Source organism: Hominilimicola fabiformis (assembly GCF_020687385.1).
Classification (GTDB): Bacteria; Bacillota; Clostridia; order UBA1381; family UBA1381; genus Hominilimicola; species Hominilimicola fabiformis.
Window position 1 is genome coordinate 1 of sequence record NZ_JAJEQM010000023.1, and the last position, 23,917, is coordinate 23,917.

The following is a 23,917-nucleotide window of genomic DNA, read 5'->3' on the forward strand; positions in this document are numbered from 1 at the left end:
TTCACAAATACATTATCAGTATTATCGCCATATTCTATCGAATAAATGATAATCCCGTATTATCCTTTGTTTTTATATGACAAATATTTTACCTTCTTGAATGGCATAATGACAAAAGTAATATATTTATATAACAATTAAAAGAAAAAACTTGACGAAGTAATATAATTATGTTACAATACTAACAACAGTACAAGTGAACGGGAATATAGATTTAGGGAGGAATGACAATGAAAACCATAAGGGAATTAAGGAAAGAAAAAGGAATGACACAAGAGGAGCTTGGAAACCGAATAGGTAAACCTAAACAGTATATTTCCAGCTTGGAAAATGGAAAACGATGCATTGAAAGCATTGCAACGGTAACATCATGCAAAATGGCTGAAATTCTTGGTACTACGGTAGAAGAACTTGTGAATCCGCCGGAGGATATAAATGATAGCGAATTTGAGTGGGAAGACGGAAAGCTCGTTGTTGATAACATATCTTATGACACAGGATTGAACAGAGTAATCATTGAAAATGATGGATTGTATTATGCTATCAAGGGAAAATTATCACAGGAAATACCGCTTAATCAGCAGTTGATACAAGTGAGAAGACACTGCGAATTTAAAGACCTTGGTAACACAATATACATGATTAATAATTGTGTGCCGAGACAGGGTTTTAACATTGAAGTAGGTCGTGAGATAACGCCATCGGAAATGCAGTCGATACGTGAAGAATATAATATATTAGATGATGATATTTCGGACGAATTTATAGAAATAAAAGGTGATGTATTTGGTGACAAGTACAAAAAGACATATACCTGTGTGCAAATTAAGGTGGCAGAAAGTATTGCATCTGAACTTGAAAGCAAGCTGAATGATAAGGGGATTGAAGCCAAAAACATTGCTGTGGGACGTGTGAATATAAGAACCAAATAGACTTATTTCATTGTTTATGTAAAAAAGAAAATGCTATTAGAGTTAAGGATAATAGTATTTCTTTTTTATATTATCTTTTGTAGTATAATATTGATTTATATGTTTTTTTCTTGTATAATCTAAGTATATAAATTATGAAGCGGAGGGCATAAGATATGGAAAAATCATATATTGCAATAGATTTGAAAGCATTTTATGGCTCAGTAGAATGCGTTGAGCGCGGTCTTGACCCTCTGACAACAAATCTTGTAGTGGCGGATGAGAGCCGTACACAGAAAACAATTTGTCTTTCAGTTACGCCTTCGCTAAAAAAATATGGTCTATCAGGCAGAGCAAGACTTTTTGAAGTAATTCAAAAGGTGAAAGCCGCTAATGCTAAGCGTTTAAATTATGCTGACGGACGCGTTTTTAGTGGTTCATCACATAATGATATTGAACTCAATCAAAACTCGAATCTTGAAATTTCGTATATTGTCGCATCTCCGAGAATGGCGCATTATGTAGAATACAGTACGCGGATTTATAACATTTATCTCAAATATATTGCGCCGGAGGATATACATGTATATTCCATTGACGAGGTGTTTATTGACGTTACTGGTTATCTCAATACATATGGAATGACAGCTCACGAGCTTGCAATGAAAATGATTAAAGATGTTCTGTCGGAAACGGGTATTACGGCAACCGCAGGTATAGGCACAAACTTGTATCTTGCGAAGATTGCAATGGATATTGTAGCAAAGCACGTTGAGCCAGACGAGAACGGTGTGCGGATTGCTCAGTTAGATGAAATGTCATATCGCAGACTGCTATGGAATCATAGACCGCTCACTGATTTCTGGCGTGTCGGTAGAGGATATTTAAAGAAATTAGAGAAAATCGGTTTAATGACAATGGGCGATATTGCCTGCTGTTCGATAGGAAAGAAAACTGATTACTATAACGAGGATTTACTGTATAAGATGTTCGGGATTAACGCGGAGCTTCTCATAGACCACGCATGGGGCTATGAACCGTGTACTATGGCAGATATAAAAGCATATAAGCCGAGTAATAACAGTATTGGCTCGGGACAGGTATTGCATTGTCCGTATGATTTTAATAAGGCAAAGCTCATTGTTCGGGAAATGGCGGATTTGCTTGCGCTTGATTTGGTGGATAAAGGGTTGGTGACAGACCAAATTGTTTTAACAGTGGGATATGATATAGAAAACTTGAATACTGCTGATAAGAGAAAAGCATATAAAGGTGAGGTTACTACAGATTATTACGGAAGAAAAGTCCCAAAGCATGCACACGGTACAATAAATCTGGAGCAGAAAACATCTTCCACAAAAGATATAGTAAATGCTGCTATGAAGCTATATGACAGAATAGTTAATAAGGATATGTTTATCAGACGTGCATATATTGTGGCTAATCACGTTATTGATGAAAAAACCGTGATGAAGCCTGCTTTTGAACAGCTTGATTTATTTACAGATTATGAAGAGGTCAAAAAACAGAGGGCGACAGAGGAAAAAGAACGTCAGGATGAAAAGAATGTCCAGAAAGCCATTCTTGATATAAAAAAGAAATACGGTAAAAACGCCATTATAAAGGGAATGAACCTTGCAGAAGGCGCTACTACGATTGAGCGCAACGGGCAGATTGGAGGTCATAAGTCTTGAATACAGAGAATCATTCCAATAAATATGATGATATTATAAATCTGCCGCATCATAAATCTATTACACATTCGCACATGTCTATGATTGACCGTGCGGCGCAGTTTTCGCCATTCGCTGCGCTTCCGTGCTATGGAGACGCGGTAAAGGAAACAGCGCGGATTACAGATGCTAAAATAGAGCTTGACGAAAGCGAAAAGGCTTTAATAAATGAAAAATTGCTTATGATTGCTGAACATTTGGATAATAAGCCGTTGGTATCAATAACATATTTTAACCCTGATACGAAAAAAAAGGGCGGCGAATACCTGACAATTACAGGAACGGTAAAAAAGCTTGATGTATATAACAATCAGATTAAGATGACCGATGGAACGACAGTTAAATTTGACGATATTATCAGTGTGGAAAGTGATTTGTTTACGGAATTGTTATAATACTGTATATTTGTTTAATATAATAATTGACGAATTTACAAGAAAGAGATATAATTATTATATTAAAACTTAGGAATAAGAAATAAATTTACAGAAGAGAAAATTATTTTGGAGGGTTATATGATATACTGGATTTTTTGATTGGTTCATTTATTGTGTTAGTCATCAGTTTGTTTTTTATTTGGAAGAAACGAATAAAAGATGACGATATGGACAACGAAACTTTAGGAGTAACGATATTTATTGCGTGTGTGTCTTTAATATGTCTAATTACTTTTAGTCTTGATATACCATGCGCATTGAGAGGCGGACAGGAGATGTATGTAAACGAACTTCCTTCATACATAGGTTTTGGCAGATTTCGACGCACTATAACAGATAACGAGGAGTTAAAACATCTAAACGGTTGTATTTGGGATGCTTATGAAAAATACGGGAATTATCATATCCGTTATACAAAGATAACGAGGATAGTGCTTGATATAGAAAAGCTTGATTAGAAGTATATGTAAAAGAAAAGGAGTATTTTATGTATCCAAAAGAGGTTAGGGAAATATTCAGTGATGAAGAAATTGAACAGCTGAAAGAGGATGGTTATTCTGAACGCGATTTAATAGGCTTAGCACTCTTTAAAAGAATGATTGATATGGGACTGACCGATGAAGAAATGGATATGATATTTTTTCAATCTTTTACAGAAACGATAGAAGAGTATTGCGGCAGTGAAGCAGCAGAGGAATTAAAGAAATATACATCATTTCAAAATATGATGGCTAATGGTGCATTAGATATGGATGATATAGAGTAGTTAATGATTAAAACTTAGATTTTACAAAAATAAGGATTATATAAAATGAATTTTTGTGATGTAAAGAGGTATGCGAATATAATTTCCGCATATCTCTTTATTTTTTTTGTTCTACCCCGATTTTTTTTGCACATGGTCTTGTAATCTGCATTTTTCCAATATATAATATAGGCATAAATGGTTGTAGTTAAAGTGGTTGTAGTTAAGTGGTTGTGAGAGTTCTGTCCAAGGGGACAGTGCGCCCATAGCCGTTTTTTATTAGGAAAAACAATTAAATATTACGGAAACAAAACACAAGTATATTGCTTTTTAGCGTAGATTTGTGTTTTTTTCATATAAAAATTTAAAGTAAGGAGGAAAATGCAGAAATGAGGAAACTACCTCAGTTAGTACCGATAATCCATCATGATAAAGACATATTGCTGAAATGTTTTTCTGATACTCTTGTGTATCATAAAGAAAACGGCAAACGCAGCATGGTGGCTATCCGGTTCGGCGGGTATCCTGAGCAAGTCAGAGGTATGAGCGATGCTATGTACGGAGGAATTGCAGTAGAGGCTGAAATTGAGCAGCACCGTGTAATTATCAGTACACAGAAAAAGCAATGCCGCAGGAAGCTGTCACACGACGGTGTGTATGCAGAAGCTATGCTTATAGCTCTTGATGATGAAAAAAAGGATACGGAAGAGGACGAAGAAAAAAGAAAGGAGAGCATAAAACAAAAGAAGTACATTTTTTGTAAGGAAAATGATAGGGATGCGCTGTTTGAAGAAATTGATAAAAAGATTTCTGTACCACTTATTCCCGAATTTAAGGATTTCATCATTGATGAGCTTATCAAAAACGAAATACTGATACCGCTTGAAGTTTTGTCAATAGAACAGAGCTTTGACGCGTATATGCTTCGTATGCGTAATGATGAAAAGGACGTTATTGATATTGTGAACAGAGGTCTTGCTTCGGGAGCTATATCAATACCGAATGCAGACAAATCACAAAACGATTTCAAAGACATCAATTCAGTATCAAAATACTTGCAGGAATACGGAACTGTAATTGCAGAACGTATCAAAGATTCGTTTACTCCGTTGTATGATCCTGCAACAGAGGATATATGTCCGATACTGAAAGACATCAACAAATATTTGAAAAGCCATACGGGGTATGAGTTATATCCTGCTCAGCTTGCTGTGGCAGAAGCAGTCAAACGCAGGCTTGATGAAGCAAAGGTTGCAATGATAATTGCAGAATGCGGCAGCGGCAAGACCAAAATCGGCTCGGCATCGCTGGCGGCATATCAGAACGGTAAAAAAAGTTTTAATGTAGTGCTGTCACCATCACATGTTACAGGAAAATGGGTTCGTGAGATTTATGAAACACTTCCAAACACAAAGGCGGCTGTAATTCATAATATTACTGAATTGCAGGCGGTGTATAAGGATTACACCAAAAACAACAGTACAGTATATGTTATTTTGTCAAAGGAACGCGCAAGGGACGGATATATGAAGCGTCCAGCCGTGCGGTACTCCAGAGGAAAAGGCGCATATATATGTCCTGATTGCGGCGCTGTGATAATGGAAGAATTAAACGATGACGGTACTAAGTACAAAGTAAAAGTAAATCAATTCTTTTTTAAGAAAGAAAATAACAAAAATCATAAGTGTGAGGAATGCGGTGCGAATTTATGGACGGCATATAATCCTGATGACTATTCTTTACGTCATAATAAATGGGTGAAGATAGGCAATTACGGGTATGTGTACCGTGATTTTGCGTATTCGCATTTAGAAAGAACTAAGGATAAAAAAGTCATAGAAAAATTGAATGATATTATCTCTAATCCTGATATGATATTTCCGGCGCTCGGAGGATATAGACGCTATACTTTAAGCGGATATATTGCTGAGCATATAAAGGAAGTTGACGGACTTTTATGCGATGAATTACATCAGTACAAGGGCGACAGCGGACAAGGCAATGCAATGGCTAACCTTGTAGGATGCAGTAAGAAAGTCATCGGTATGACGGCAACTCTTGTAAACGGTTATTCAAGCGGTATTTTCTATCTGCTTTACCGTATTGCGCCAAATCTTATGCTTGCTGATAACAAGGCATACGATAATCCTACTGCATTTAACAGCGAGTACGGAGTTACAGAGGAAGTGTTCGAGGTTGAAGTCAGTGAGTACAACGAGAACAGCCGTTCGCGAGGTTCTAAAGTGCGTGAACGTCAGTTACCGGGTGTTTCTCCATTGGTATATTCAAGGTTTCTTATTGAATCGGCGGTGTTCTTATCCCTTAATGATATGGGTAAGGCTTTGCCTGATTATGAGGAAATACCTATTGAATTATCACTGAGTGATGAAGTTAAGAAGGAATATGACAGAATAGAAAATGCACTTGTCAGCATTATGCGTAATGATAGGAAAGCATCACAAAAAATTATGTCAAAATATCTTCAGCTTTTATCGACATATCCCGAACAACCGTATAATCAAGACCCTGTTATACATCCGATTTATAAGGATAAAGAAAATCCAATTATAACACCGAGAGATACAGCAGCACCAGAAGATTTAAGCGAAAAGGACTTAGCAACGCTTGATATTGTGGAGCGCAAGGTCAAAAACGGTGAGCGTGTTCTGATTTATACTAATTGGGTACGGCTTGATACACAGGAAAAACTAAAAAATCTGTTATCCGAAAAAGGATACATAACGGAAATTCTGCGTGTTAATATTCCGCCAGATAAGCGTGAAACATGGGTAGAGGATAAGGTCAGAAAAGGTATTGACGTACTTATAACAAATCCGTCGCTTGTGGAAACAGGCTTGGATTTGAATGCGTTTACAACGCTGGTGTATTACAATATCGGCTATAACTTATTTACTTTCCGTCAAAGCTCACGTCGCTCGTGGCGAATAAATCAGACAGCGCCGCGAATTGAGGTGTATATGCTCTATTATAAAGGAGTTATGCAGGAGCGCGCATTAAAGCTGATGGCGTCAAAATTGGCTGTTGCCACTATTATAGAGGGTAATTTGTCAGACGAAGGTTTGGCGGCAATGAGTGAATGCAGAGATATGACGACTCTTCTTGCTAAGGAATTGACGCTTGGAATTAAATCTGAGGTTGATGATTTATCCGAAGCCTTTAAGAAGATGGCGATAATTCATGACAGAACAGAAGAAACACAAATCACAGAAGCAGACGAAAACAATGTTGAAGAGGTCAAGACAGATAATCAGGAAAAATTGAAGCTGTATATACCGCCTGTAAGAGTTCATACAGAGGTAGAAATCAGTGTTTCAGCCGCATTTTCAAGCAAAAAACGGCATAGTAAAGCTGAATATGATGATCCTGACCAGATTTCGTTGTTTGATTTGCTTGCAAGTTAAGGAGGAAAAATGATTAGCACATATTTATTCGGACAGACCTTTTATACGCAATTTGGTGAAAAGAAAGAAATTGTCGGAAGCAAAACATATCACGATTTGGGAGAATGTTATCTGGTAAATTCAAATTATCCCGAGCCTGCAAGAGAGGACTTTGCAGGATGCGATATTGTAACTGAGGCAGATATGCACGATATTCTGTCTAAACAGATGGAATATGTAGTCAAGTATAATGAGCGTCAGAAACGAGAAGCAGAATACAAAATACAGTTAGAGCTGAAGGAGAAAAAGCGCAAAGAAGAGGAAGCAATACTCGAAAAGGAATGCGATTTATACGGTTTCTTAGATGGTAAAGCACCTATGCAATGCGGAAAAATTCAAATGGTATTACAGAAAAAGTTTGTATATAGAATACATAAGCCCGATGAAGATACGGAGTGTCATGATATAGTACAGCTAAACTATATGAGCAGAAAGAATTTTGTAATACTTCAGCTTAGAAATGATTACTTGCCTAAATGTGAAAATGGCAAGTATATGCTGTGCAAAATGATAGATAAAGCACGGGGATATGTATATCATATAACCAAAACCGAATATAATTTTGGAATGTATCTGCTTGATAACGGTATTTTAGAAAAGATTTGAAAGGAAGAGGAATAAATGAAAGTAACAATTAACAGAAACGTCTTGTTTGACTATCTAAAATCTATGATAAGGATTGTTCCGCAGACGCATTCACAGATGGAACTTAGAGGATTTCTGGTGGAATGTAACGAGGACGACGGTTTTATGTATATTACAGCAAGCAATATTGAAACTTCAATAAAACGCAAATTCAAGGCTAATATTGAGGAAGGCGGAAGTTTTGTTGTAAGCGCACGGATGTTCTTGAATATTACAGACCGTATGAGCGGTGATAATATTATTCTGGAGTATAACGGCAAACTGCTCGGTATAAAAAGCGGTAATTGTCGTTACGACATTCCTGTGATTGAAGCGAGGAATTATCCGCAAATCAATATTCCATATCCCGATAGCTTGTTAAAAATCAAGGGTATATGCAGTTTGTATTCCAAAACATCTGTTTCAGTTGGAAGTGACGATAAAAAGCCGTCATTAACAGGAATACATTTGGATATATATTCGGATACGGTGAGAGCCGCGTCATGTGATATAAGTAGATTGACTGTTACGGAAAACAAATGCGAGTGTGGCGGAAAGCTGTCTGTTACTATTCCCAAACAGTCATTTTTTTATTTGGCAAGCGCAGTAGAGGATAAGGATGAGCTTCAAATCGGACTAAGTGACGGGAAAGTGGTATTTGTAAAACCGGACATGTTGTTTTCAACGAGAATAATATATGAGCCGTTTCTTGACATTAGCCGTCTTTTAGAGGCAAAGGATAAAAAGCTTGTTGCCAGAGTAAAGGCGGACGATATGCAGACTATGATAGAAACTGTATCAATGATTGCAAATTTCGGTGAAGATGTTGCACCTGTGACAATGAAATTCAATGAAAACAGCATACATATTTCAGTAGAAAGCACAGAAGCCTCAACTGAGGTAGACATTCCGGCAGAAATCACAGACGGCGCAGGACGCGAGTTTTACTATAACGCTAAGCATTTCACGGATATGGCGAAAGTAATTAAAACAGAGGCGGATATTCATTTAACAAACGGCGGAATTTTATACGTTTCCAATGGCTTGAGTGAGTATATGCTTGTGAATACGCGCAAACGTGAAGTAAAGCGTAAGGTTAAGAAAACAGTGTCAAAAGCTAAAAAGGCTGCGTAATTTTCGGAGACTAATTATGATGTATGATGATAAATTGGTAATTGTGGAAATGGACACAATGACGACTTATGGATTTGCAGAAAAAGGCGAAACGGCAGATGAAGCAATACAGCGCGCTAATCAGTATTATACGAATGACTTGAAACATCTGAAAGCTTCACTTCAAGAAAGCAAGGATGAAAAGCGAAAACAATTTTTGCAGTCTCGGATTAGAGAAAATGAAGTAAAAATACAAGCAGGTTTTCAAGTTATGGAAACGGATAAATTTCAGAAAATAGAAAGGGAACGTATTCTTTCAGGCAAACTGAACCGGGTCACAGAGCAAGAATATGAAGATGCGCTTAATGTATTACCGCCATTGTATTGGTGTACTGTTAATGGTGTTGAGATGTTTTGTATGTCTGAAATGTATTCAGATACATATACAACACAGTATGCATACGACCATCGAACAGGCAAATATTATTGTAAAATGGTTGACAGTGAAGATACAAGTACATGGATACATACATTGCTTCGTAAGTGCTGATTGCAATGTTTCTGTAATACATAAACAAAAATATGGAGGAAAAATAGATGAATAACACAAAAATTAAGGCAGTAATGGATGAAGTGGCAACGGAGGCGGCGGAACGCGACGAGCTTATACAGTGTATAGCAGTCGCTTTGCTTGCAAAGAAGAATCTCTTTATACTCGGTGATACGGGACAGGCTAAATCGTATTGCATAAACGCTTTTCGTAAGCGCATAACAGGCGCGAAGCAGTTTGAGCGTCTTATGTCAAAGCAGACGGACGAGGAGCAGTTGTTCGGCAGGCTTGATTTGTCAAGTATTATTCCCGGCAATATGCCTCACAGCGAGCTTGAAAAAGACACATCATACAGCGTGAAGCTTAATGAAGTTAAGAAAGCATATGAGCAGTACGAGATAGACGGAAAGGCTGAAAGTCTTGAAAAAGCGAATAAGCTTGCCAAAGAGCTTAACGCTATAAAGGAAATTGTCTGCGCTGTTAAGGATACCGCCCCTAAAATAATAACGGAGGGCAAGATACCTGACAGCCATATTATATTCCTTGATGAGATTTTCAAGTCAAACGACGGTATTTTAAATTCATTGCTTACGGCGCTTAATGAGCGCGTATATACGAATGAGGGACAGACAATGAATATTCCCGCAATATCGTTTTTCTCGGCAAGTAATGAAATTCCTGATTTCTCCGAGCCGGAGAATCAGATTTTAAAACCGTTATATGACCGTTTTGACCTCAAAGTTGTAACGGAGTATGTTGCGGAAAAAGCAAACAGACAGGCTATTCTGAAGCAGAAACAGACGCCTGCTGTAAATGCTAATCTGACAACGATTACGCTGAGAGAGCTTTGCGAAATGCAGAACGAGGTTAAGTGCATTAAGGTTCCGGACAGTATCAACGAGCTTATGGACGATATTCTGTGTACCTTAAGACGAAAAGAAATACATATTTCTGACCGTAAATTCTTTAATTTTACGCCTATTGTGCAGGCGGCGGCATATATTAACGGACACGATACGGTATCGGTGGAGGATTTGATGATACTCAAAAACTATTTCTGGACAACACCTGCGGAGCGTGACACAATATCCGCTGTGCTGACGGAAATATGCGATAACCCGATACAGAGCCGTATTAACGACCTTATTGCTATGGCAGATGAAGCATTTGAGGATTTTCAGAGTAATAGTACAAACAACCGCGCATTTGCAAAAGCAAGAACGGAGCTTGTACGCGTATTTTCTGAATTACAGAAGCTTGAATGTACGTCTGATACAGACCGCGATAAGGTGAAGGAAGCCAATGAACAGCTTGAAAGTTTAAGCAAACAAGTGTATGAGCAGAAAGGCTTTACTGTTGTACCGCTTAGAGAAACATACGAACAGTCAGCGTAATTGTTTGGAGATGAAAGTATGGATTTGTCTTATTACGATAAGCAGAGTAGTAAAATTGTATTCCCACTGTTATTGGATTTGTATATGCAATGCTGTGAACAGCGCGCTGAGCTAAAGAATGAATATGAGAAAAACAGGAGCGAAACAACGCTGAAGCAGCTAACGAAAGCAAATCGTAACAGTGTTCAGATATATAACAAGATTATGGAATTATACAGAGAAAAGGAGAAAGAAGCATGTTAAATCAAATTATACTTATGGGTAGATTGACAAAAGACCCCGAAGTGAGAAAAATAGGTGAAAAGCAGATATCAAAGGGCTGGTTTACTCTTGCAGTAGACAGACCGAAATACGGCGATGCACAGCCGCAAGCGGATTTTATACCCGTTGTAGTATGGAGAAGCACGGCGGAATTTGTAGGTCGTAACTTCCACAAAGGCAAGCAGGTATATGTCGTAGGCAGACTGCAGACCAGAAATTGGGAGCAGGACGGTGTGACGCATTATGGCTTTGAAGTATCAGCGAGTGAAGTTGGCTTTGCAGATGCGCCTCAGAAACAGGGCGGACAGGCTAAAGGTAATGCAAATACAACACCCAATACCACTGACGGAGTTCCTGCCGGCGATATTTTTGGAGATGCTAACGGATTTCCTGATGATTTTCCCGGCTTTGGAAGCGATTTCGGTGATGAGGAAGTTGACGAGGACACCTTGCCATTCTAAATAACACCTATATAGCAGACAAAGGAGAGAGATACATCTCTCCTTTTCTGTAATTTGATGAAAGGAAAAGAAAATATTATGGGAAAAGAAATAAAGGTAGTATGCGGTTTAATTTATGATGATGAATTTCATGCCAGAACAGGCGGAACCAGATTTTATCACCTAAACGGCGATATTGAAACAAATGCTGATGGGGAGCAGGTGTATGTCTGCACAAAGCAAAATCAGCAAGGTAAGTTTGAGGATATAACCGAGCCTGTAAGTAATTTACCTATTGTTGTTCAGCGGTTTATTGAGCTTTATGCTCAAAATGCCGGCTCGGACAGAAATGTAAAATATATCGGAAAACATTCGTCGGAATTAGTGTAAGGGAGAAACAATTATGTATTTTAAATCAATAGAAGATATATTAAATTCGGGTATTTTATCAGAAAGAATATCAGAAGGGTTTTCGGATAATGTTCTGAAATCAACACGTCTGGAACGTGAGATATTCCGTGATATTCGTGATAAGACGCCTGAAATTAAAGAATTTGAAACAGAGGGCAGACAGTATCTTTCGTCAATTAAGCAGCTAATCAACGATGTTTTTCAGGCATTTTATACGATTACGCCTAAAATGCTTGATGATGAGGATTTAAGTCCGACAGCAAAGAAGGTGAATAAGGTTATATTGTCCTGCCTTTTGACACAGGATGAGTATGCGTCAAGAAAAGCTGTGTGCGAGGGCTGTGAAATGCCTGCAATGGAGGCGGCGATTGTGTTTATACGCAATCTTATGCCAAGATTAAACGGTATGGCAAAAGCCTTGTCCGGCGGTGACGGAAACATGAATACTATGGAGAATATGGCAGAACAATGCGCCGAGCTTCATAAACAGCTAAAGCAAGAAATGAAAAAGCCATCACCCTCCGAGAAAAAGGCGGTAAACCTTGCAAACAGGCTTAAAAGTAAGCGTGAACAATATGCGTATCTTCAAAAGCAGGCTGACAGGTCGGCTAATGTAAATCGCAGGAAATTACAGACGGTTATTGTGTCAGCGTTGACGCAGGCGATGGATAGTGCAGAAACTATACGCTTTGTGCTGCTAAGCTGGGGAAACGGTGATATGAATATGCCGAAGAACGAGTTTAACTCTGAATTGCTGGAGCGTGTGTCTAAGTCTGAAAAGTTAGCGTATGTAGCTAAGTTCTTGGGACGATATAAGGATATTTATTCCAATAAGAAGAAAAACGGCTATGAGTTCGGACGCGGAGAGGTTTATGATATTACATCAGGCAACAGCATATCAAGGGCGTTGACGTCTGAATTATCATTACTTTCCGACCCGAAAACAATACCCGTATTTGCAAGGAAATATCAGAATAAGCAGCTAAAACAGTACCGCAGACGCGAGCCTATATCTAAAGGCAAGGGTGATATAATCGTATGTCTTGACGAATCGTATTCTACCTACGGCGATAATCAGGCGTGGGGAATGGCTATGGCAATGATACTTTTGCAGATTTGCCATGATAATAAGCGTAATTTTGCGCTGATACATTTCTCCGATAAAATCAAGACGCATATATTTCCTGCAGACGATACATATATGCGTGAGCGAATGTTTGAAGCATCGGAAACCTTTCTCGGCGGCAATACAGACTTTGAAATGCCGCTTAACAAGGCTATGGACTTAATACAGGACGGTGACTGGAAAGACGCTGATATTGTCTTTATAACTGACGGTAATAGCAATATATCCAATGAATTTGAGGATAAGTTCAAGGAAATGCAGTCAAGCCATAAATTTACCGTCACAGGCATTTTGCTTGATAAGGGTAAGAATAATGAGTTTTCACTCAAAAAATTCTGTAAGAAGATATACAGAACGAGCGAGATGTGCAAGGACGATATTGAGCTTGATATTATGAAGGATAGGAGATAAGGAGAAAAAATATGCAGAAAATACGAATTATAGTCGAAGCGGAAATAGATGAGAAAACCATGCAGGATTGCGGTTGTAATACAACTGATATTCTGAACGGACTTCTTATCTGTGATTCGTATGAAGCAGACGGATTTATTATTACAACAAGCATACGCGGCTGTGATAATACATCGGACTTCTTTTTGAAGAACGGTATAATTAAGAAAGCCAAATTGCTTAATGGTAATGTTTCAAAAGAAAATGCGGAGAAAGATAAGGAGAATGAAAATGATTAGTGATTTTAGAGGAGAATATGCTTTTTTAAGTAATTTTGCTGACAGTCCTTTATATTATAAAGGATTGAAGTTTGCCAATGCAGAGGCAGCTTTTCAGGCACAAAAGGCAACAGACCTGCAGACAAAGGAGAGTTTTTGTTCTATGCGGGCGATAGTTGCTAAAAAAACAGGCAAAAAGATAGAACTGATTTCCGATTGGGAAAAAGTAAAGCTTTCTGTTATGTTTGAGGTTGTTTTTGCAAAATTCTCTCAGAATGAAGAACTAAAACAGAAGTTGCTTGCGACAGGAAATGAGGAATTAGTCGAAGGCAATAACTGGGGCGATACATTCTGGGGTATGGTAAACGAAGTTGGTGAAAATCATCTCGGCAAAATACTTGTAAAAGTCCGCACAGCTTTGCGTATAACGGAGCTGCTTGCAACAGACCTGCGGAAAATGTAACTGATTAAATTGAGGAGAAAAAATATGAGTAACGTAACTATAAGAACATGTGTTCTTGGTGTTGATGCGTATTACTGTAAAGATATGTTTAGAATTAGGGCAGATATATTAGAAAGTCGGGAAGGGGGAAGCATTCGTTTTTCAGAATATTCCAGAAACAAATTTGATAAGGAAATTGACGCATGGAACTTTCTTGATAAGTTTAGAACAATAATAGAAGAGCTTTATGATAAGAAAGTGTTTGTAACTTGCTATGTTGTTAAAAATGAAAATGGAAGAGAGATTCTTATGAGCAGGTTACGATAAAACTCGTATTATGGTTATGTAAGGTAAAAAAGAAAGATGAGGATAAAAATATGTCAAAAATATATGAATTAGCAAAGAAAATCAAGGAAGCAGGCAGAATTATCGCAGAAGATGATATTAACAAGGATTATTATATTGATGGCTATATGAGCGATGATACAATTATTGTAACAAGCGATAGTGGCTATGAAGCAATTTATATAGGCAGTATATTCAGCGACTCAAAGAAAGCCTATATGTGCTTATATACGAACAACACTCCTAAAAGAAATAGTTATCCTTCCACAAAGGAAATTGCGCGCCTTTTAACTCTTGTGGTAAAAGGTGAAAAATTACCGGAGGGCGAGGGAAAGGCTGCATATTTTGATTATGGTGATATGAAAAAGCAATTAAAATATTTTTCGGAAGTTGTGTGTAAAATGGCAGGCATAGAAATCCCTAAATATAAGCTTGAAGCGGCTAATGCTGAGGATGAGAAATATATTTATCAAGATTGTTATAGTAAAGACTGCGGGTATATAGGTCATTTGCGCGGAGATTTTGGGATGTCTGGTACAGAGTATTGGACTACTTGGCATAACGGAACCGATGCTTTGAATACAACCGAATTTAGGGTGGAAATTGGCGAGCTGGAGCGGTATCTGAAAGAGCAATCGCCTACGCCTATTTTAAAAGACAGGGCAACTATGCGTTATATATGTGAACTTCATAACGGCTTTAAGCTTGCGGACAAGTTTGCGGATATACATCTTTATAAGGTTGTAACTGAGAAATATACATACTTTATACGCTGTTTTTATGGAATGGGCGATTATAACTTTTATATTTTCGCCTATAACAATGAAAAGATGAGAAAGTACAATGACAGTTTGCTTGTTGAAAAGTATAGTGATGTGCTTGATAAGGACAAGTTTTTCAAGACTGACAGCGGTTTTACACATGTATATTACAATCCCGACGCGACCGCAGGAGGACAGCTTGTGTATAACGAGATTTCATCTGCGCTTATATGGGATGCGCTCGCAGACGATATGAGTTATGGCAGTTTCTTTGAATATCTGGGCAGTGAGTGTAAGCAATATCTTGTGGATATGGGAACTGAGGATTTTCATGACAGCTTTATGAATTTCGTCAATGATGAGGCGGCATTTGAGGGCTGTTCGGAAACCACAATGCGCTTGCTTCAGGAAGTGGCATATAAGGACTTGTATTCCTATTCGGTTGATGATTATAATGTTATGACCGTGATGGAAGGCTGTTCAATCTTGTGTACTATATCTGATGTAACCGAAGAAAACGCAGAGGATATGTTCAGAGAAGCGGTATTTGAAATGCGCGGAATAAGTCTTGATGAAGATATGGAGGAGGAATAATTATGATTATAAATAAACAGGGCGAAAAATGTTTGTGCAGTAACGGCGTCGAGTATATTATCGGTGAAGAGGTTATAGGAACGGAAAATGGTGATTATGAGGGACTTATCGGTAGAATATACGAAATACGGATAGGAGAAGCTGATAAAGAAACCGATAATGACACTTCAGATTTCTATTGTACCTTTGAACCGCCGATATTAGAACCGGATATACGAAAGCTTGAAGAAAGATTTTCCCAAATATACGGCAGTCCTAAAAGTCTGAATGACATATGTCTTGACAGCGTTATATTAGCGCCGGATATGGTGAAACCTGTTTCGAGCATAGAAGACGAAGCGAAAGAATGTAATGTGTATGTTCTTGAGGAAGACTGGGCGGCAAATGATGATTACGGTCATGATGTAGATATATTTACAGATTTGAACAGCGCTAAAATAAGTATGCTCAAACAATTAAAAAAAGAAATGAAAGATGGCTGTATTCCAGATTGGAAAGATGATGATGATTATATAGAGGAAACGGATGAAAATTCATTTGAATGCTATATAGACGGCTATTATTCAGAAAGGCATTATTCCATTTCCATTGTGGAAAAGCCGATGAAGATGTCGGAACGGTTTATGGCGGAAATATCAGAATCTATGATTTCTCAGGATATGCTTAGTCAATTTAGAACGCAGGTTTTAAAGTTAAAGGAAACGGAGTTGTTATCAGATGCGGAATATGAGCAACTGTTAAAGGATAATTCTGTTGCAGAAGTAATAAAGGATAAAATCAGCGGTGATGATGACTTTTGGGATGCTTATGATAGCATCATATCAGAGGTTGCCCGTGAAGAAGTAGTAAAATACACAGAAAAAGAATGAAACAAGGAGGATAAATTTATGTTTTACAAGGTATTATTTATATTAACGGTTATTATGTTTATACGCGATATAAACAAATATGTGAAAGAATGCAAGAAATATGTGGCTACGGCAAATGATGTGATGTGTGGGGATATTCCTATTACAATGTATCTTAAAATAGGTATATCGGCGCTGTTTTACATAATGGTGCTGACGCTGACACTCAGACCGCATCTGTTCTGGTGGTAAAGGAGGGCAAAATGAATAAAGTTAATACGCTTGATTTAGAAAAACTCTCAACGGAGGAATTACGGAGCTTGTTATATGAGCGGGCATCAGCAGAGAAAATGGAATTTTGCGATGAACTTAGAAAGAAACCCAGTGAGTATGTTATGGAAATGGCATACCAACATACGATATATGACGAATATCTTTCATTGCTGGAGCAGGATTATTTGAATGAGGAACAGATAAAGTTTTTACTTCAATTTGAATGTCCCTTATCTGTATGCTATGATGCGTGGTTAAAAACAGATGTTTCGTATATGGAAATACTACACGTAGCAGTCAATAATTTAACAGAAGGTTTAATTGCAGACGACACGATTTAGTATAATATCAACAAGTAAATAGACGGTAATAGCAGATATTATTATCTGCTTCCGTCTGTTTAAGAACTTGAAATAATTTGTAAACAATAATAATAGTGACTTGAAATTACGAGTTTAGTATGATATTATATAAACATAAGCGGAGGTAAAAATATATGGAATATGAAAATACTCTGGCAAAGGATATATCCGGCGCTGGTAAGGGTGCGGCAGTAGATGCGTCTTGTAAACGTTTACTTGCCGATAAATCAATACTTGCGTGGATATTAAAGGATTGCGTTGAAGAATACCGAAACAGTAATATACAGGATATAGCGGAGAAATACATTGAAAGTGAGCCTCAGATTGCAGAGGTTGCGGTAAATCCCGATGAAACTAACCCGTCAATACGAGGTTTGTCGAATGAGGACGCAACTCTTACAGAGGGTACTGTTACATACGATATTCGCTTTATGGCGTCTGCTCCTGTATCGGGAGAGTTAATTCAGCTAATAATAAATGTAGAGGCTCAAAATGACTTTTACCCGGGGTATCCTTTAATAAAACGCGGCATATACTATTGCAGCAGAATGATTTCAGCGCAGTATGGAACGGAATTTACTCAATCCAGATATGCTGATATAAAGAAAGTATATTCAATATGGGTTTGTGCCAGACCGCCGAAGAACAGACAAGACAGCATTACAAGCTATTCATTAACAGAAAGAAATATAATAGGTAATGTAAAAGAGCCTATACAAAACTATGACTTAATGACAGCAGTGATGATATGTCTCGGCTCGGGCGGTAAGGGAAATAATGTACTGAGATTGTTGGAAACATTATTATCAGCGAAGATAGAGCCGGAAGAAAAGAAACAGATTTTACAGAATGAATTTGATATTAAAATGACTCAGGCATTTGATAAGGAGGTAACGGATATGTGCAACTTAAGTAAAGGTATAATTGAGGAAAGCCTTGCGGAAGGTATGGAAAAAGGTATAGTGATTGCAATACGTAATATGATGGATAAGTTAAAAATGACCGCAGAGCAGGCAATGGACACTATGAATATTAGCAAGGATGAACGGTCAAAATATGAGGAGCTTTTGAAGCAGACAGCACCAAAAGCATAATATATTTAGGTATATTCAAAATCAGAAAAAGGAAATTAATAGTATAATAAACGATATGGCGGTAAGTTTTCCGTCATATCGCTTATTTTTTTATAAAATTTTTTTGTTCTACCCCGATTTTTTTTGCACATGGTCTTGTAATCAGCATTTTTCCAATATATAATAAAAGCATAAATGGTTGTAGTTAAAGTGGTTGTAGTTAAGTGGTTGTGAGAGTTCTGTCCAAGGGGACAGTGCGCCCATAGCCGTTTTTTATTAGGAAAAACAACGAAATATTACGGAAAATAAATACGTTTAAGAATTTCTTGGGCGTATTTTTTTATATTTTAAATTATTTTTAAGGAGGAAAAAACAATGAAGGACAAGACAGAACAAAGAAGAATGCTTACGGAGAAACAAGAACAATTTTTGGCGGAGCATCACTATTTAGTAGAGGACTTCCTGAAGTACAGAGGTTTGCCGATGGACGAATTTTACGATGTGGTGATATTCAGATTTATGCGTGCGGTAAAGCAATATGACGAGCGTGATGATTTGAAACAGTATAAGTTTTCAACTATCGCTAATAACGCTATGCGCTGGGCTCTGGCAAGCCACTTCGGAGAAGAAAGAAGTAGAAATGAAGGTGTACAAATACTTAGTTTGGATTATCAGTTCAATGACAGCAGCTTAACTCTTGGTGATGTAATCGCTGATGAAAGAGTTGACATATGCGGCAGCGTGTGTAAGAAACTCAGCCGACCCGTGGTAAAGCGGAGAAGGCTTTTACATACAACTCCATATAAAAATGCGTGTATAGGCGCATTTGCAAAGGAGGCGGCGTGAGTTTTTTAGAGAGAAAATTAAGTAAAGGTAAAGAACAAACAAAGAATTTAAGGAGGAAAAAATTATGAGTGAAGAAAAGAAAAACATGGAAGATTTATTGCAGAGTGAACTTGATTTAGGCGATACGGAAGCTGTCGGTGCGGCAGACGATCCGTTTGCAAATATCGGCGCAAATGATGACCCATTTGCAGGTGTAAATGGTACAGAGGATACATTTGTGGATATAGAGAATGACAATAATAATCCATTCAATGATGTGGCAGCAGAAAAAACCACAGAAGCTGGAGAAATGACTGCCGAAGGAACAGGAACGGAAGCTGTTTCCGAAACAGGGGTGTCGGAGGATGCTCCCGCAAAATCGGAGATGATAAAAAAGCCTGAAAAGACAGGAGTTGAGGAAACAGAACATAAAGAAAAGGCGGTTGATAATAATGCGAATGTACAGGATGAGCAGAAAATATCAGATAAAAGCGGCGAACAAAGCAGTTCAAATCCGTTTGAAGCTGAAATCGACAGAGTGGAAACCAAAGCGGCTGAGGAAACCAAGACAGGTTTGCTGAATAAGCCGCCGGTATTCAAGTACGCAGGTGCGACAGAGGATATTACAGACTTATCCCAAACATTTGAAGCTATTCGTAAGGCGAAAGCTGAGGATTTTCCCGAGCTTGAAGACGGGAAAAGAGTAAGCTGGAAAATGGATTATTGCGGTGTTGTAAAGAATGTCGCTCAGCCTACGAAAACTACCATTGCCGAACAGAAGAAGCTTATTGAGGAGTCTAAAGACTTCTTGACCGCTATCAAACGTAAGAAAGGCGATTTCTCCTGTAAGGTTATACCCACAGTTACAGCGCAGAAAAAAGGACAGATGCCTGTATATAAGGGTATATTCTCCAATGAGGAAAAAGCCTTAAACAGCGGCAAGGCTATTGCATATGTTCCGAGCGATGACGGAAATGTGTATGAGATACGCAAGAATGAAATCGGGATATTCAGAGCCAAAGCCAACAAAATAAGGGGATTAACGAAAGTCAGAGCCGGATTTACTCCGGCTCTTCCTCTTATCCCATTTGATATGCTGAGTGAAATAATCGATTTTTTTCGGTATTTTGCGGATAGAAAAAATATCTGTGAAGCGCTGGTAAACGTATATTGGGACGCTGAAAATAAAAGATATATCGTTAAGGTTCCCGAACAGAAAGTAGGCGCGGCGGCTGTTGATACGGTTTTGCCTGATGTTGAGGATGATTTAATTCATGTTATGGATATTCATTCTCACAATTATATGAAAGCGTACTTTTCGGAAACAGACGACAGAGATGAAAAGGCGACGCGGATATATACGGTTATAGGCAGGCTTGATAAAATGCTGCCGGATATAAAAATGCGTATTTCCGTCGGCGGTAAGTTTGAGGAAATAAATCCTATGGATATGTTTGAGTATCCGTTTGACGATTTCCCGTCCGAATGGCTGGACAATGTGACAGAGTATAAAGACGGAGGTGTTTTTGATGAAAGTAAACAGATATAACGGATTTAAGATTATCCTCATCGGCGCAGGCGGTACAGGCGGATATATTGCTCCGCATTTATACCGTATAGCATTTGCTTCGGGATGTACTGCCCGTATCATTATTGCAGACGGTGATATAGTCGAGGAAAAGAACCTTATACGTCAGAATTTTGCCGCGTGCGATATAGGCAAAAACAAAGCTCAGGTTATGGCGGAACGCTATGCAGGCACGTTTGGGATAGAAACGGAGTATATACCGGATTTCATAGAGGATAAAAAGACATTGGAAAGGCTTGTAGACAGTAATTGTTATTATTACAATTCTCAAGGACCGACAGTGATTTTAATAGGCGCGGTTGACAATAACCGTTCCCGTCAGCTATGTCATGAGGTATTCAAAGAAACCCGGAATATCATATACATAGATTCCGGTAACGGAGAATACACGGGACAGGTGGTATGCGGAGTACGCAAAAACGGACGTACTATAACAAAGCCTGTGGCGGGAATATACCCTGATATTTTACAGGGCGATGAGAAATTTCCGACGGAGCTTTCGTGTGCTGAGCGAAGCGTATCAGCGCCGCAGAGTATAGCGGCTAATTTGTTTGCATCAACCATTGTCGCGTCGATATTGTATCAGCTTATTGTATGCGGTGATTTACTTGTACGTAAGACTACCTTTTCTTCAATGACAATGAACTCAAAAACACTCTTGTCAAGAGGAGGTAATCGGTGATGGAGAAATATTATGTTTTAGAGCGCTTTTCGCTTATGAAAAGTTCTGTTTTATCTGCAATAGACAGTATGACGGTAAAGCGCAAGGCTATTGAGAAAAACCAAAAGAGTAATAACATTCCAAAGGCGCGTGAACTGTATCAGAAGCTTGAAAAAGACAGAGAGAAATTAGCTGATAACATTTTAAATTTAAAGCTTCTTTTCTGTGAGGCAGATATGGACACTTGCAGTACATACGCGGATAAACTATACACGGCAGTAAGTAAATTCAATTTACTGACACCGGACTATACGAAGTTTATCGGTGCAATTCAGCCGCTTATTGATAGTATTCCTGACAACGAAACTACAAATGCGTCTGTTATAGGCAGACTGATGAATAATGTTCGTACAGGGTATTATCCAACAGATATTGAGCATGTAAAGTATATAAAGAACGGTATATTATTCCCTGATGGAAAGCGTATAAACGCATTTGACCCGTGCTGTGGATGCGGTATGGCTTTAAGTGCGCTGACAAGCGGAAAATTAGCAGATACTTATGGTATTGAGCTTGATGAAGTTCGAGGGGAAGAAGCAGAAAATTGTCTTGATAGAGTTGGTTTTGGCAGCTTCTTTTATTCAAGAATAAGCAGGGATGTGTTCCATCTGGTATTCTTAAATCCTCCGTATCTTTCTGTTATGCAGGAGGGCGGAAGCAGAGCAAGAAGTGAAAAACAGTTCCTTGTTGACAGCCTTTATCATCTTATGGACGGAGGACTGCTTATATATATCATTCCGTATTACAGAATGACAAGCGATATTTGCAGAATTTTATGCGACAACATAGAGGATATACAAATGTTTCGTTTTTTGGATAATGAGTTCAAAAAATTCAGGCAGATAGCAGTAATGGGTATCAAGAAACCTAAAAGTGACGGAAGTGATAAGGTTGAAAAGCTTGTACAGGCTGCATCTGATATAGAGCATATGCCGCCTATCACCGACTTGGAAACCGAGCGTTATATACTCCCCGAACGTGAAAAGAACGTAGAGTTATTTAAAGGCGCTGTTTTTAATATGGGTGAATTAAAACGCCAGCTTGCAGGCTCGAAGTCAATGGACTTTCTGTTTGAGAAAAGTGTTTTGGATGCGCGTGAGAAACGTCCGCTGTTACCGTTGAATACGGGACAAATCGGACTGATAGGCGGAAGCGGTCTTATAAACGGTTATATTGACTGTGACAGTCCGCACATTCTGAAAGGTCGTATCATAAAAGAAACCAAGAAATATGATAACGGTGATACACTGTCACAAACGCATGTAAATAAGATGGTATTTAATGTACTAACGCCGCAGGGCTTTAAGAGCTTAGCGTAAATAAATCAAAGAAAGGAAAAAAACAATGAACATAATGATAAAACTAATAATATATACACCTCAAGACTATGTAGAAGCCGTAACAGGTCATCGCTATACATTTGATAAAAATATCTGTGCAGAAATAGGGAAAAGACTTGAAGATAACGGTTTTAGTAGCTTATGGGACTATTCGCTTTCAGAAACAGGACATGTAGTTCAAAATAAGTTAAGCGTGGTTTTGGTGGATGTGTCGGAAATTAAGGAAAATGGTAAAAAGGAAACAGAATATAGATGGTTTGAGGTTCCTGAAGGCTTTCATGAAAAAAGTAATACGGTGAACAGTAAATTTGAATTGGGAAGAATGGTGATTACAGCAAATGCTAATAAAGAGCTTGATATTCCAAGCGTACTTCAAATCTTACTGGCTCGCTATATGCAAGGTGATTGGGGAAATCTGTGTGAAAGCGATAAACAGTTGAATGACAGTGCTTTGAAATACGGCGACAGAATATTTGCGTCATATACTGATGCAAACGATAGAAAATTCTGGATTATAACAGAAGCCGACAGAAGTGCTACTACTGTTTTACTGCCGGAGGACTATTGATATGATTACATTAGACATAAAAGAATTTAAGGATAATATAAAAAGCTTGGAGGATGTGTCCGTCAGAAAACATACAGGTGGAATACAGTATCTCTATGATACTATCTATTCTGCGATAATAAACGGAAAATATATTCATGTGGGTGATATTGATTTCAGTCGTTTTAGCGCTTCAGAATATGAGGTCTTTTACAATAAAATGATGGAGATAGAAAATAACGCCAGAGCATTATATTCCGTTTTCGGTGAATGTTTACCGTGCAATGTATCTGAGGGCAAAGTATTTTTTTAAGGAGCAGAAAA

28 protein-coding genes are annotated in these 23,917 nt (G+C 38.1%); all 28 read left to right on the top strand.

The window, feature by feature from the left end; genetic code table 11:
* Positions 1–230 precede the first annotated feature (230 nt).
* Positions 231–932 (top strand): helix-turn-helix domain-containing protein, encoded by a 702-nt coding sequence (locus tag LKE05_RS12945; protein ID WP_308457115.1) that lies wholly within the window; start codon positions 231–233, stop codon positions 930–932.
* A gap of 155 nt (positions 933–1,087) precedes the next feature.
* The gene (locus LKE05_RS12950) at positions 1,088–2,605 is read left to right on the top strand and encodes a Y-family DNA polymerase (RefSeq protein ID WP_308457116.1); all 1,518 of its coding nucleotides are present in this window, start codon (positions 1,088–1,090) and stop codon (positions 2,603–2,605) included.
* The gene (locus LKE05_RS12955) at positions 2,602–3,039 is read left to right on the top strand and encodes a YolD-like family protein (RefSeq protein WP_308457117.1); all 438 of its coding nucleotides are present in this window, start codon (positions 2,602–2,604) and stop codon (positions 3,037–3,039) included. The genes LKE05_RS12950 and LKE05_RS12955 overlap by 4 nt, the downstream gene beginning before the upstream one ends.
* Positions 3,040–3,194: 155 nt before the next feature.
* Positions 3,195–3,539, top strand: a complete 345-nt coding sequence (locus LKE05_RS12960; protein WP_308457118.1) for a hypothetical protein — start codon at positions 3,195–3,197, stop codon at positions 3,537–3,539.
* A gap of 29 nt (positions 3,540–3,568) precedes the next feature.
* Positions 3,569–3,847: a hypothetical protein gene (locus LKE05_RS12965; RefSeq protein WP_308457119.1), complete on the top strand. Its 279-nt coding sequence runs from the start codon at positions 3,569–3,571 to the stop codon at positions 3,845–3,847.
* A 368-nt stretch (positions 3,848–4,215) separates the two neighbouring features.
* Positions 4,216–7,248: a helicase-related protein gene (locus tag LKE05_RS12970; protein ID WP_022230562.1), complete on the top strand. Its 3,033-nt coding sequence runs from the start codon at positions 4,216–4,218 to the stop codon at positions 7,246–7,248.
* A gap of 9 nt (positions 7,249–7,257) precedes the next feature.
* The gene (locus LKE05_RS12975; protein ID WP_022230563.1) at positions 7,258–7,893 is read left to right on the top strand and encodes a hypothetical protein; all 636 of its coding nucleotides are present in this window, start codon (positions 7,258–7,260) and stop codon (positions 7,891–7,893) included.
* Between the two features lie 15 nt (positions 7,894–7,908).
* The gene (gene dnaN, locus LKE05_RS12980) at positions 7,909–9,045 is read left to right on the top strand and encodes a DNA polymerase III subunit beta (RefSeq protein WP_022230564.1); all 1,137 of its coding nucleotides are present in this window, start codon (positions 7,909–7,911) and stop codon (positions 9,043–9,045) included.
* Between the two features lie 16 nt (positions 9,046–9,061).
* Positions 9,062–9,574: a hypothetical protein gene (locus LKE05_RS12985; RefSeq protein ID WP_022230565.1), complete on the top strand. Its 513-nt coding sequence runs from the start codon at positions 9,062–9,064 to the stop codon at positions 9,572–9,574.
* Positions 9,575–9,621: 47 nt separating this feature from the next.
* Positions 9,622–10,968 carry an AAA family ATPase gene (locus LKE05_RS12990; protein WP_308457120.1) on the top strand — a complete coding sequence of 449 codons (1,347 nt, stop codon included), beginning with the start codon at positions 9,622–9,624 and terminating at the stop codon, positions 10,966–10,968.
* Between the two features lie 18 nt (positions 10,969–10,986).
* Complete coding sequence (locus LKE05_RS12995; RefSeq protein WP_308457121.1) at positions 10,987–11,211, top strand: hypothetical protein; 225 nt, start codon at positions 10,987–10,989, stop codon at positions 11,209–11,211.
* Positions 11,205–11,690 (top strand): single-stranded DNA-binding protein, encoded by a 486-nt coding sequence (locus LKE05_RS13000; RefSeq protein WP_308457122.1) that lies wholly within the window; start codon positions 11,205–11,207, stop codon positions 11,688–11,690. The genes LKE05_RS12995 and LKE05_RS13000 overlap by 7 nt, the downstream gene beginning before the upstream one ends.
* Positions 11,691–11,747: 57 nt before the next feature.
* Positions 11,748–12,059, top strand: a complete 312-nt coding sequence (locus tag LKE05_RS13005; RefSeq protein ID WP_308457123.1) for a hypothetical protein — start codon at positions 11,748–11,750, stop codon at positions 12,057–12,059.
* A 13-nt stretch (positions 12,060–12,072) separates the two neighbouring features.
* Positions 12,073–13,617, top strand: coding sequence for a VWA domain-containing protein (locus tag LKE05_RS13010; protein ID WP_308457124.1), 1,545 nt, complete (start codon positions 12,073–12,075; stop codon positions 13,615–13,617).
* A gap of 11 nt (positions 13,618–13,628) precedes the next feature.
* On the top strand, positions 13,629–13,895 hold the full coding sequence (locus LKE05_RS13015) for a hypothetical protein (RefSeq protein ID WP_308457125.1): 267 nt from the start codon (positions 13,629–13,631) through the stop codon (positions 13,893–13,895).
* Entirely contained in the window at positions 13,888–14,337 is a 450-nt protein-coding gene (ybiA, locus tag LKE05_RS13020) for a riboflavin biosynthesis intermediates N-glycosidase (RefSeq protein ID WP_308457126.1), read from the top strand. The genes LKE05_RS13015 and ybiA overlap by 8 nt, the downstream gene beginning before the upstream one ends.
* A 24-nt stretch (positions 14,338–14,361) precedes the next feature.
* Positions 14,362–14,643 (top strand): hypothetical protein, encoded by a 282-nt coding sequence (locus LKE05_RS13025; protein ID WP_308457127.1) that lies wholly within the window; start codon positions 14,362–14,364, stop codon positions 14,641–14,643.
* Between the two features lie 50 nt (positions 14,644–14,693).
* On the top strand, positions 14,694–16,016 hold the full coding sequence (locus tag LKE05_RS13030; RefSeq protein WP_022229539.1) for a hypothetical protein: 1,323 nt from the start codon (positions 14,694–14,696) through the stop codon (positions 16,014–16,016).
* A gap of 2 nt (positions 16,017–16,018) precedes the next feature.
* Entirely contained in the window at positions 16,019–16,885 is an 867-nt protein-coding gene (locus tag LKE05_RS13035; RefSeq protein ID WP_022229540.1) for a hypothetical protein, read from the top strand.
* Positions 16,886–16,903: 18 nt separating this feature from the next.
* Positions 16,904–17,116: a hypothetical protein gene (locus LKE05_RS13040; protein WP_022229541.1), complete on the top strand. Its 213-nt coding sequence runs from the start codon at positions 16,904–16,906 to the stop codon at positions 17,114–17,116.
* 11 nt (positions 17,117–17,127) lie between these two features.
* Positions 17,128–17,478, top strand: coding sequence for a DUF3848 domain-containing protein (locus LKE05_RS13045; protein ID WP_022229542.1), 351 nt, complete (start codon positions 17,128–17,130; stop codon positions 17,476–17,478).
* A 155-nt stretch (positions 17,479–17,633) separates the two neighbouring features.
* A complete protein-coding gene (locus LKE05_RS13050; protein WP_022229543.1) occupies positions 17,634–18,593 on the top strand; it encodes a hypothetical protein in 960 nt (319 codons plus the stop codon).
* Between the two features lie 354 nt (positions 18,594–18,947).
* Positions 18,948–19,418 (top strand): hypothetical protein, encoded by a 471-nt coding sequence (locus tag LKE05_RS13055; protein WP_022229544.1) that lies wholly within the window; start codon positions 18,948–18,950, stop codon positions 19,416–19,418.
* A gap of 64 nt (positions 19,419–19,482) precedes the next feature.
* Positions 19,483–20,946 (top strand): Mov34/MPN/PAD-1 family protein, encoded by a 1,464-nt coding sequence (locus LKE05_RS13060; RefSeq protein ID WP_308457128.1) that lies wholly within the window; start codon positions 19,483–19,485, stop codon positions 20,944–20,946.
* Positions 20,927–21,667: a ThiF family adenylyltransferase gene (locus LKE05_RS13065; protein WP_022229546.1), complete on the top strand. Its 741-nt coding sequence runs from the start codon at positions 20,927–20,929 to the stop codon at positions 21,665–21,667. Before LKE05_RS13060 ends, LKE05_RS13065 begins: the two co-directional genes overlap by 20 nt.
* Positions 21,667–23,025: a DUF6094 domain-containing protein gene (locus tag LKE05_RS13070; RefSeq protein ID WP_022229547.1), complete on the top strand. Its 1,359-nt coding sequence runs from the start codon at positions 21,667–21,669 to the stop codon at positions 23,023–23,025. The genes LKE05_RS13065 and LKE05_RS13070 overlap by 1 nt, the downstream gene beginning before the upstream one ends.
* A gap of 25 nt (positions 23,026–23,050) precedes the next feature.
* A complete protein-coding gene (locus tag LKE05_RS13075) occupies positions 23,051–23,614 on the top strand; it encodes a hypothetical protein (protein WP_022229548.1) in 564 nt (187 codons plus the stop codon).
* Between the two features lies 1 nt (position 23,615).
* On the top strand, positions 23,616–23,906 hold the full coding sequence (locus LKE05_RS13080) for a hypothetical protein (protein WP_022229549.1): 291 nt from the start codon (positions 23,616–23,618) through the stop codon (positions 23,904–23,906).
* The last annotated feature ends 11 nt before the right edge of the window (positions 23,907–23,917 follow it).

Coding starts and splice junctions, on each gene's coding strand:
- LKE05_RS12975 (WP_022230563.1), top strand. CDS start 7,258: ATGATTAGCACATATTTATTCGGACAGACCTTTTATACGCAATTTGGT.
- LKE05_RS13075 (WP_022229548.1), top strand. CDS start 23,051: ATGAACATAATGATAAAACTAATAATATATACACCTCAAGACTATGTA.
- LKE05_RS13070 (WP_022229547.1), top strand. CDS start 21,667: ATGGAGAAATATTATGTTTTAGAGCGCTTTTCGCTTATGAAAAGTTCT.
- LKE05_RS13000 (WP_308457122.1), top strand. CDS start 11,205: ATGTTAAATCAAATTATACTTATGGGTAGATTGACAAAAGACCCCGAA.
- LKE05_RS12985 (WP_022230565.1), top strand. CDS start 9,062: ATGATGTATGATGATAAATTGGTAATTGTGGAAATGGACACAATGACG.
- LKE05_RS13060 (WP_308457128.1), top strand. CDS start 19,483: ATGAGTGAAGAAAAGAAAAACATGGAAGATTTATTGCAGAGTGAACTT.
- LKE05_RS13035 (WP_022229540.1), top strand. CDS start 16,019: ATGATTATAAATAAACAGGGCGAAAAATGTTTGTGCAGTAACGGCGTC.
- LKE05_RS13005 (WP_308457123.1), top strand. CDS start 11,748: ATGAAAGGAAAAGAAAATATTATGGGAAAAGAAATAAAGGTAGTATGC.
- LKE05_RS13015 (WP_308457125.1), top strand. CDS start 13,629: ATGCAGAAAATACGAATTATAGTCGAAGCGGAAATAGATGAGAAAACC.
- LKE05_RS12950 (WP_308457116.1), top strand. CDS start 1,088: ATGGAAAAATCATATATTGCAATAGATTTGAAAGCATTTTATGGCTCA.
- LKE05_RS12970 (WP_022230562.1), top strand. CDS start 4,216: ATGAGGAAACTACCTCAGTTAGTACCGATAATCCATCATGATAAAGAC.
- dnaN (WP_022230564.1), top strand. CDS start 7,909: ATGAAAGTAACAATTAACAGAAACGTCTTGTTTGACTATCTAAAATCT.
- LKE05_RS12945 (WP_308457115.1), top strand. CDS start 231: ATGAAAACCATAAGGGAATTAAGGAAAGAAAAAGGAATGACACAAGAG.
- LKE05_RS13045 (WP_022229542.1), top strand. CDS start 17,128: ATGAATAAAGTTAATACGCTTGATTTAGAAAAACTCTCAACGGAGGAA.
- LKE05_RS13065 (WP_022229546.1), top strand. CDS start 20,927: ATGAAAGTAAACAGATATAACGGATTTAAGATTATCCTCATCGGCGCA.
- LKE05_RS13050 (WP_022229543.1), top strand. CDS start 17,634: ATGGAATATGAAAATACTCTGGCAAAGGATATATCCGGCGCTGGTAAG.
- LKE05_RS13010 (WP_308457124.1), top strand. CDS start 12,073: ATGTATTTTAAATCAATAGAAGATATATTAAATTCGGGTATTTTATCA.
- LKE05_RS13040 (WP_022229541.1), top strand. CDS start 16,904: ATGTTTTACAAGGTATTATTTATATTAACGGTTATTATGTTTATACGC.
- LKE05_RS12965 (WP_308457119.1), top strand. CDS start 3,569: ATGTATCCAAAAGAGGTTAGGGAAATATTCAGTGATGAAGAAATTGAA.
- ybiA (WP_308457126.1), top strand. CDS start 13,888: ATGATTAGTGATTTTAGAGGAGAATATGCTTTTTTAAGTAATTTTGCT.
- LKE05_RS12995 (WP_308457121.1), top strand. CDS start 10,987: ATGGATTTGTCTTATTACGATAAGCAGAGTAGTAAAATTGTATTCCCA.
- LKE05_RS13025 (WP_308457127.1), top strand. CDS start 14,362: ATGAGTAACGTAACTATAAGAACATGTGTTCTTGGTGTTGATGCGTAT.
- LKE05_RS13080 (WP_022229549.1), top strand. CDS start 23,616: ATGATTACATTAGACATAAAAGAATTTAAGGATAATATAAAAAGCTTG.
- LKE05_RS13030 (WP_022229539.1), top strand. CDS start 14,694: ATGTCAAAAATATATGAATTAGCAAAGAAAATCAAGGAAGCAGGCAGA.
- LKE05_RS13055 (WP_022229544.1), top strand. CDS start 18,948: ATGAAGGACAAGACAGAACAAAGAAGAATGCTTACGGAGAAACAAGAA.
- LKE05_RS12990 (WP_308457120.1), top strand. CDS start 9,622: ATGAATAACACAAAAATTAAGGCAGTAATGGATGAAGTGGCAACGGAG.